9 protein-coding genes and 1 pseudogene are annotated in these 7002 nt (G+C 45.0%); all 10 read left to right on the forward strand.

Features of this window, described 5'->3' with window-relative positions:
- A partial coding sequence (locus AWV70_RS15685) for a chemotaxis protein CheA (protein WP_235588699.1) occupies positions 1-1497 on the forward strand: 1497 nt, incomplete at its 5' end.
- Positions 1498-1513: 16 nt separating this feature from the next.
- Positions 1514-1987: a chemotaxis protein CheW gene (locus AWV70_RS15690; protein ID WP_060209155.1), complete on the forward strand. Its 474-nt coding sequence runs from the start codon at positions 1514-1516 to the stop codon at positions 1985-1987.
- Positions 1977-2609 (forward strand): chemotaxis protein CheC, encoded by a 633-nt coding sequence (locus AWV70_RS15695; protein WP_060209157.1) that lies wholly within the window; start codon positions 1977-1979, stop codon positions 2607-2609. Before AWV70_RS15690 ends, AWV70_RS15695 begins: the two co-directional genes overlap by 11 nt.
- Before the next feature lies 1 nt (position 2610).
- A complete protein-coding gene (locus AWV70_RS15700; protein WP_060209159.1) occupies positions 2611-3105 on the forward strand; it encodes a chemotaxis protein CheD in 495 nt (164 codons plus the stop codon).
- A 133-nt stretch (positions 3106-3238) separates the two neighbouring features.
- Complete coding sequence (locus tag AWV70_RS15705) at positions 3239-4021, forward strand: FliA/WhiG family RNA polymerase sigma factor (RefSeq protein WP_060209161.1); 783 nt, start codon at positions 3239-3241, stop codon at positions 4019-4021.
- A complete protein-coding gene (locus AWV70_RS15710; RefSeq protein WP_060209163.1) occupies positions 4018-4320 on the forward strand; it encodes a hypothetical protein in 303 nt (100 codons plus the stop codon). The genes AWV70_RS15705 and AWV70_RS15710 overlap by 4 nt, the downstream gene beginning before the upstream one ends.
- A gap of 5 nt (positions 4321-4325) precedes the next feature.
- Positions 4326-4841 carry a hypothetical protein gene (locus tag AWV70_RS15715; RefSeq protein ID WP_060209166.1) on the forward strand — a complete coding sequence of 172 codons (516 nt, stop codon included), beginning with the start codon at positions 4326-4328 and terminating at the stop codon, positions 4839-4841.
- A gap of 143 nt (positions 4842-4984) precedes the next feature.
- A complete protein-coding gene (gene rpsB / locus AWV70_RS15720; protein WP_060209168.1) occupies positions 4985-5716 on the forward strand; it encodes a 30S ribosomal protein S2 in 732 nt (243 codons plus the stop codon).
- 94 nt (positions 5717-5810) lie between these two features.
- Positions 5811-6695, forward strand: coding sequence for a translation elongation factor Ts (tsf, locus tag AWV70_RS15725; protein ID WP_060209171.1), 885 nt, complete (start codon positions 5811-5813; stop codon positions 6693-6695).
- A 77-nt stretch (positions 6696-6772) separates the two neighbouring features.
- Positions 6773-7002: pseudogene (gene pyrH, locus AWV70_RS24725) on the forward strand (UMP kinase); the annotation flags it as partial.

Raw genomic sequence — 7002 nt, forward strand, 5'->3', positions numbered from 1 at the left:
TGCTTGCTAAAGGCTGCGAGAGTATTCATGGTTTTCGAGATTCTTGAAAAATCAGGAGAAATCGTCAAGTCGAAACCTTCTGTTGAACAGTTGGAAAATGAGGATTTCGATGAAGTATTCACCGTCGTCCTGATCACAAAAGAGGAAGCAAGCTCTTTAGAAGCCAAAGTGATGAAAGTGTCTGAAGTGGACCGAGTCGATATCCATCCGGTGACGGGCGTATCCCTTCCAAAGGGACAGTCGCCTTCTGAGAGCATGGATGATTCCGCAGTGTCTGCTGCCCCGAAGGAAAACAGGAAGGCAGAAGCTGCTCCACAAAAAGGACGCCGTGCAGTCAATGCACATAATGCGAACAAGACAATCCGTGTTAATATCGACCGGTTGGACATTCTCATGAATCTTTTCGAAGAACTGGTCATTGACAGGGGACGTTTGCAATCGATCGCAAGTGAATTACATAATCCTGATTTGAATGAAACCGTCGAGCGGATGACCCGGGTTTCGGGTGATCTTCAAAATATCATTCTAAACATGCGCATGATTCCTGTGGAGACTGTATTCAACCGCTTCCCGAAGATGGTACGCCAACTTGCGCGTGATCTTGATAAGAAGATTAATCTTGAAATCATCGGGGCTGAAACTGAATTGGACAGAACGGTTATCGATGAAATTGGGGATCCCCTCGTCCATTTAATCCGAAATGCATTGGATCATGGCATTGAGAGTCCTGCAGAACGACTTGCGAAAGGCAAGCCGGAAGAAGGTACTGTCACATTGAGAGCATACCATTCCGGCAATCACGTATTCATTGAACTGGAAGACGATGGAGCAGGTATCGACAAGGATCGGGTCTTACAGAAGGCGCTTGAAAGAGGCGTTGTCACTGAAGAGATGGCCGCCACATTGACGGATCGGCAGATTGCTGAGCTCATTTTGTCATCCGGATTCTCAACGGCAGAAAAAATCACTGATGTGTCGGGCCGCGGTGTCGGTCTGGATGTCGTGAAAAGCACAATTGAATCACTTGGTGGCTACATTACAATCGATTCCAAGGAAGGTCAAGGTTCCCTTTTCCAAGTGCAATTGCCATTAACGCTATCCATTATTTCGGTAATGCTTGTCAACTTGGATAAGGATATTTATGCAATCCCACTTTCATCGATCATCGAAACAGCAATTATTCAAACTTCCGATATTTTGAATGCGCATAACCAAAAAGTGATTGATTTCAGAGGAAGCATTGTTCCACTCGTCAACTTAAAAGACATTTTCGAGATGGAAGGCGCGAAGGAAGAAGAAGAACTCCAATCCGTAGTCATCGTTCGTAAAGGTGATAGGATGGCAGGGCTCATTGTGGATTCCTTTATCGGGCAGCAAGAGATCGTATTGAAATCGCTTGGCAATTATCTTCAAAGCGTATTTGCAATTTCAGGGGCTACGATCTTAGGGAACGGCCAAGTTGCGCTTATCGTGGATTGCAATGCATTGATCAAATAGGCGGGAGGGGAAAGCAATGGCTGAAACAGCAAGTGAAATTAGCAAAGAAATGAAAGTGATCGTCTTCCAATTGATGGATAAGGAATACGCTGTGGGAGTCGACGTAGTCGAATCGATCGAGAAACTCATATCGATTACGAGAGTTCCGAAAACACCTTCCTACATAAAGGGTGTTATTAACTTGAGAGGTGTTGTCACGCCGATTGTAGATCTGCGGGAGCGTTTCGGCATGGAGGTGAAGCCTCTCGATGACTCAAGCAGAATTATCATCGTTTCATTGGAGGAATTTGAAGTGGGGCTGATTGTCGATGCTGCAAACGATGTGATCGATATTCCGGTCGATTCGATTGAGCCGCAGCCCGAAGTTGTAGGTTCCATAGAGTCGGAATTCATATCGGGTGTTGCCAAAGTAAGCAAACGCCTCTTGGTCATGTTGAATCTCGAAAAAGTGCTGCAGCCTGTGAAACGAGTGACGACAGATGAAATCTGATCACCAAATTACAGATATGCATTTAGACGTGCTGAAGGAAATTGGAAATATCGGTGCGGCACATGCGGCTACTGCCCTCTCACAACTGCTCGGCAGGAAGATCGATATGCTCGTACCGAAAGTTTCACTAGTTTCCTTTGATGAAATGTTTGATTTGGCAGGGGGAGCTGAGCGGATTGTAGCAGGTATATACCTACGTATCCAAGGCGACCTTTCAGGCAGTATGTTCTTTGTCTTGCCAATCGATTCCGCAAATGAATTCATCCGAAGATTGATCGGTGATGAAACATTCGACTTCCATGCAGTGCCGATTCCGGAGATGGGCATTTCGGCAATGCAGGAACTTGGCAATATTTTGTCGGGATCCTATTTGTCCGCCTTGTCGGATTTCACCGGATTGAAAGTCCACCCGACCGTTCCATCGCTAAGTGTTGATATGGTAGGGGCTATTGTCAGTTTCGGACTAATAGAAGTGTCGCATTATAGTGATGAGGTCATCGTCATCGATACCCGTATCGAGGAAGAAGGCGATGACGGAAATTCAAGCGTCGATGGGCATTTCTTCCTACTTCCCGATCCCGAGTCCTATATAACGATTTTCCGATCGTTAGGTGTGCTGTAAGATGAACATGACGAAAACGGTTGTCAGAGTCGGAATCGCTGATATGAACATTGTGCATGCACCGGATTCCATCCGGACGTCGGGATTAGGGTCGTGCGTCGGAGTCGTGCTCTATGACGAGGCGAAGAAGATTGCGGGACTTCTTCACGTCATGCTTCCCGATTCAAGTCTAGGAAGGTCCGACAATTTGAATGCTGCAAAATTTGCAGACACCGGCATCTATTCATTGATGGAAATGTTGAAGGCGGAAGGAGTTCGTCCTTTATCACTGAAAGCTAAAATCGCAGGAGGCTCCCAAATGTTTCAGTTCGGATCCAGCGATACGATCCGTATCGGTCCCCGGAATGTCGAAGCAGTCAAACAGGAGCTTGCCCGACTTTCCATTCCGATCATAGCGGAAGATACAGGCGGTTCTAGCGGAAGGACAATCGAATTTGACCCGACGACAAGTACATTAAGCATACGGACAGTTAATTTAGGGACGAAGGAAATATGAAATGTTTTTCCAAGTAAATAGATAGAGCAAAGCGACTGAACGGTTCAGTCGCTATTTTTTGTCGAAATTTGCTATAATAGAATTCAAATAATCAATTTTTTTATCGGAAACATCATGGAAGGTGAGGGGTTCGATGTCCAAAGAGGATCTGACGGAAGAAGATGTATGTTGGAAACTATGGTTGCGTGATCGGGATCCCGATGCCGGCGATAGACTTGTCCGGAAGTACACGCCTCTCGTCAACTATCATGTGCAGCGAGTCGGTTCCGGCTTGCCGCGGAATGTTTCGAGGGACGAGATTATGAGTCTTGGACTCCAAGGGCTATTCGACGCTTTGACGAAATTCGATCCTGGCAGGGACTTGAAATTTGATACATATGCCTCCTTCAGGATCCGTGGATCGATTATCGATGGTTTGCGAAAGGAGGACTGGCTCCCGCGTTCTTCACGTGAAAGATCGAAAAAGCTTGAGGAAGAAATCTCGAAACTGGAGCAGAAACTGCTGCGCCACGCAACACCCGAAGAGATAGCGGATCATCTTGGGGTTTCTGTCGAGGAAGTCTATCAGACTGTACATGAGCACTATTTCTCGAACGTGCTCTCCATGGATGAGCGCATGAACGAAGATGAAGAGGAAGGTCAGAAATCATTTGTCCTAAAAGACGACCACGAGCGCACTCCTGAACAGCAGATTGTCATGGGAGAGCTTGTCGGTGATTTGGCTTTGAAAATAAAAGAACTGAATCATAATGAACAATTGGTGTTGAATCTATTTTACACAGATGAAATGACGCTGACGGAAATTGGAGAAATCCTGAATTTATCAACATCGAGAATTTCTCAAATCCATTCAAAGGCGCTGTTTAAATTACGAAAATTATTGCTGCCGGAAATTGTTGACGGAGGGATCTTATGAGTCTGAAAGGAATCGAACTCCAAATTGCCATTCCCAAGACGTTTGAGGCGGGAAAGATAGCAGAGCAAAAACAGCAGCAATCACAGCTGAATCAGGAACAGGCACAGCTCCAAAATGAAAAAGAAGCTGTGAAAAATCGGGAAAGTGTCCGTCACTCCGAAAAGTACGCCAAAGTGGATAAAGATCCGAAGGGGAAAAATCAGGATCAAGAACGGAACGAAAAGGAACGTCAACAAAACGAAGAGGAAAAGAAGACTGTGCACCCTTACAAAGGGTCATTTGTCGACTTTACAGGATGACTAGCATGCAAACGGTATTTTTAATCTTTTTATTCATTTTACAAGTTATCGGATTTTATTTCATGGCGCTTCTTTACATGAAAGTTTCCAAATTCAACAACTTGGAGAAGAAGCAGCAGAAGCTGATGGCGGAAATGGACGATGCGATCGGTGCCTATTTATCCGAATTGAAGGAGGAAAATGAACGGCTCATCAACATCATCGACAAGCGACAGGAAGAAGACAATGCCAAGGGAAAGACAGTGGAAAGCAATCATAGGTCAGAGTTGGAACAACCGTCGGAACGGAATGCTTTTTCCATCAATACGCCAAGTTACCCTGTGAAAGCGGCAATGAAATCTTACCAGACGGCACCTTCTTTGAATAAGAGCAACGTGTCCAAGCCGGAGTTCAACAAGCCTGTAATGGACAGTCGTACACGCGCCATCCAGATGTATGACGAGGGGAAACCTATCGAGGAAATTGCAAAAAAGCTCGGTAAAGGGAAAACCGAAGTGGAATTGCTTCTGAAATTCAGATGAAGTAAGTTGCAATCGTATGACCAGTATGGTATATTATCAAATGGTGTTACTACACACGTATGTGGAAGATGGAAAAGGTGCCGAAAGGTCATTCCATCGCATGAAACATACGGAGGAATCTAACCAAATTGGAGGAAAAACAAATGTCAGTAATCTCAATGAAACAACTGCTTGAAGCAGGTGTACATTTCGGACACCAAACTCGTCGTTGGAACCCGAAAATGAAAAAGTATATCTTCGTGGAACGTAACGGGATCTACATCATCGATCTTCAAAAGACGGTGAAAAAACTAGAAGAAGCTTATGACTTCATGCGTCAAGTAGGTGCAGAAGGTGGAAAAGTACTATTCGTTGGTACGAAGAAGCAAGCACAAGATGCAATCAAAGAAGAAGCTGAGCGTGCAGGAATGTACTACATCAACCAACGTTGGCTTGGTGGTACACTTACAAACTTCGGAACGATCCAAAAACGTGTTGCACGTATGAAAAAGATCGAAACGATGGAAGAGGACGGTACATTTGATGTGCTTCCTAAAAAAGAAGTTTCTGAACTTAGAAAAGAACACGATCGTCTTGTGAAATTCCTTGGCGGTATCCGTGATATGAAATCATTGCCTGACGTCATCTTCGTCGTTGACCCTCGTAAAGAGCGCATCGCTGTGGCGGAAGCAATCAAATTGAACATTCCACTCGTCGGTATTGTTGATACGAACTGTGATCCGGACGAAATCGACTATGTAATCCCTGCGAATGACGATGCAATCCGTGCGGTTCGTCTACTTACTAGCAAAATGGCAGATGCATTGATCGAATCAAGACAAGGCGCTGATGAAGAAGTATCTGAAGAAGCGACTGAAACGGTAGCTGCAGAGTAATATTTAGTAATAGAACAGACGATAAGCGGCCAACCCCCTTATCGTCTTTTTTAAAGACTGTCGTCTCAAATCACTCATACAGGAGGAACTAACAATGGCAATTACAGCACAAATGGTAAAAGAACTGCGTGAAAAAACTGGCGCAGGTATGATGGACTGCAAAAAAGCACTTACTGAAGTGAATGGTGATATGGATGCAGCGGTAGACTTCCTTCGTGAAAAAGGTCTATCAAGCGCAGCTAAAAAAGCTGACCGCATCGCTGCGGAAGGTACAACTGACATCATCGTAAAAGGAAACGACGCTGTCATTTTCGAAGTGAACGCTGAAACGGACTTCGTTGCGAAAAACGAAGCGTTCCAAACTCTTGTCAAAGAGCTTGGCGAACATCTTTTAGCAACAAAACCGGCAACGGTCGAAGAAGCTTCCGAATCAAAAATGGAAAACGGACTTACAGTCGCAGATCATATTTCCAATGCAGTCGCTAAAATCGGTGAGAAAATCACTCTTCGCCGCTTTGAAGTGAAAACAAAAACGGACAACGATGCATTCGGTCCATACCTTCATATGGGAGGACGCATTTCCGTGTTGACCATCCTTGAAGGTACAACTGACTCCGACGCTGCAAAAGACGTGGCAATGCACATCGCAGCAATGAACCCGCAATACATTTCACGTGATGAAGTGTCTGAGGAAGAAGTAGAGCGCGAGCGCAAAGTCCTTACAGAGCAAGCGTTGAACGAAGGCAAGCCGGAAAATATCGTTGCGAAAATGGTTGAAGGCCGTCTTGGAAAATACTTCGAAGAAATCTGTGTTCTTGATCAAGCATTCGTTAAGAACTCTGATCAAAAAGTGCGTGATTTCGTAAAATCGACTGGCGGAACTTTGAAAGAATTCGTTCGTTTTGCTGTCGGTGAAGGAATTGAAAAACGCGAAGATAACTTTGCTGATGAAGTCATGAGCCAAGTGAAAGGCAACTGATCAATTATAAAGATAATTAGGGGACACAACTTTGTGTTCCCTATTTTTCGAGAAAACACAGTAGACGGAGGGTACATATGGGCGTCCCAAAATATAAAAGAATTGTCTTGAAGCTTAGCGGCGAGGCGCTTGCAGGTGAACAAGGCTTCGGTCTTTCACCGGCAATCATCAAAACAGTCGCTGAACAAGTGAAGGAAGTTGTCGACCTTGATGTGGAAGTTGCGGTCGTAGTTGGTGGAGGAAACATTTGGCGAGGCAAAATCGGAAGCGAGATGGGCATGGACCGAACAACCGCCGATTATATGGG

Origin of the sequence: Sporosarcina koreensis (assembly GCF_001531445.1) — a bacterium.
GTDB lineage: Bacteria > Bacillota > Bacilli > Bacillales_A > Planococcaceae > Sporosarcina > Sporosarcina koreensis_C.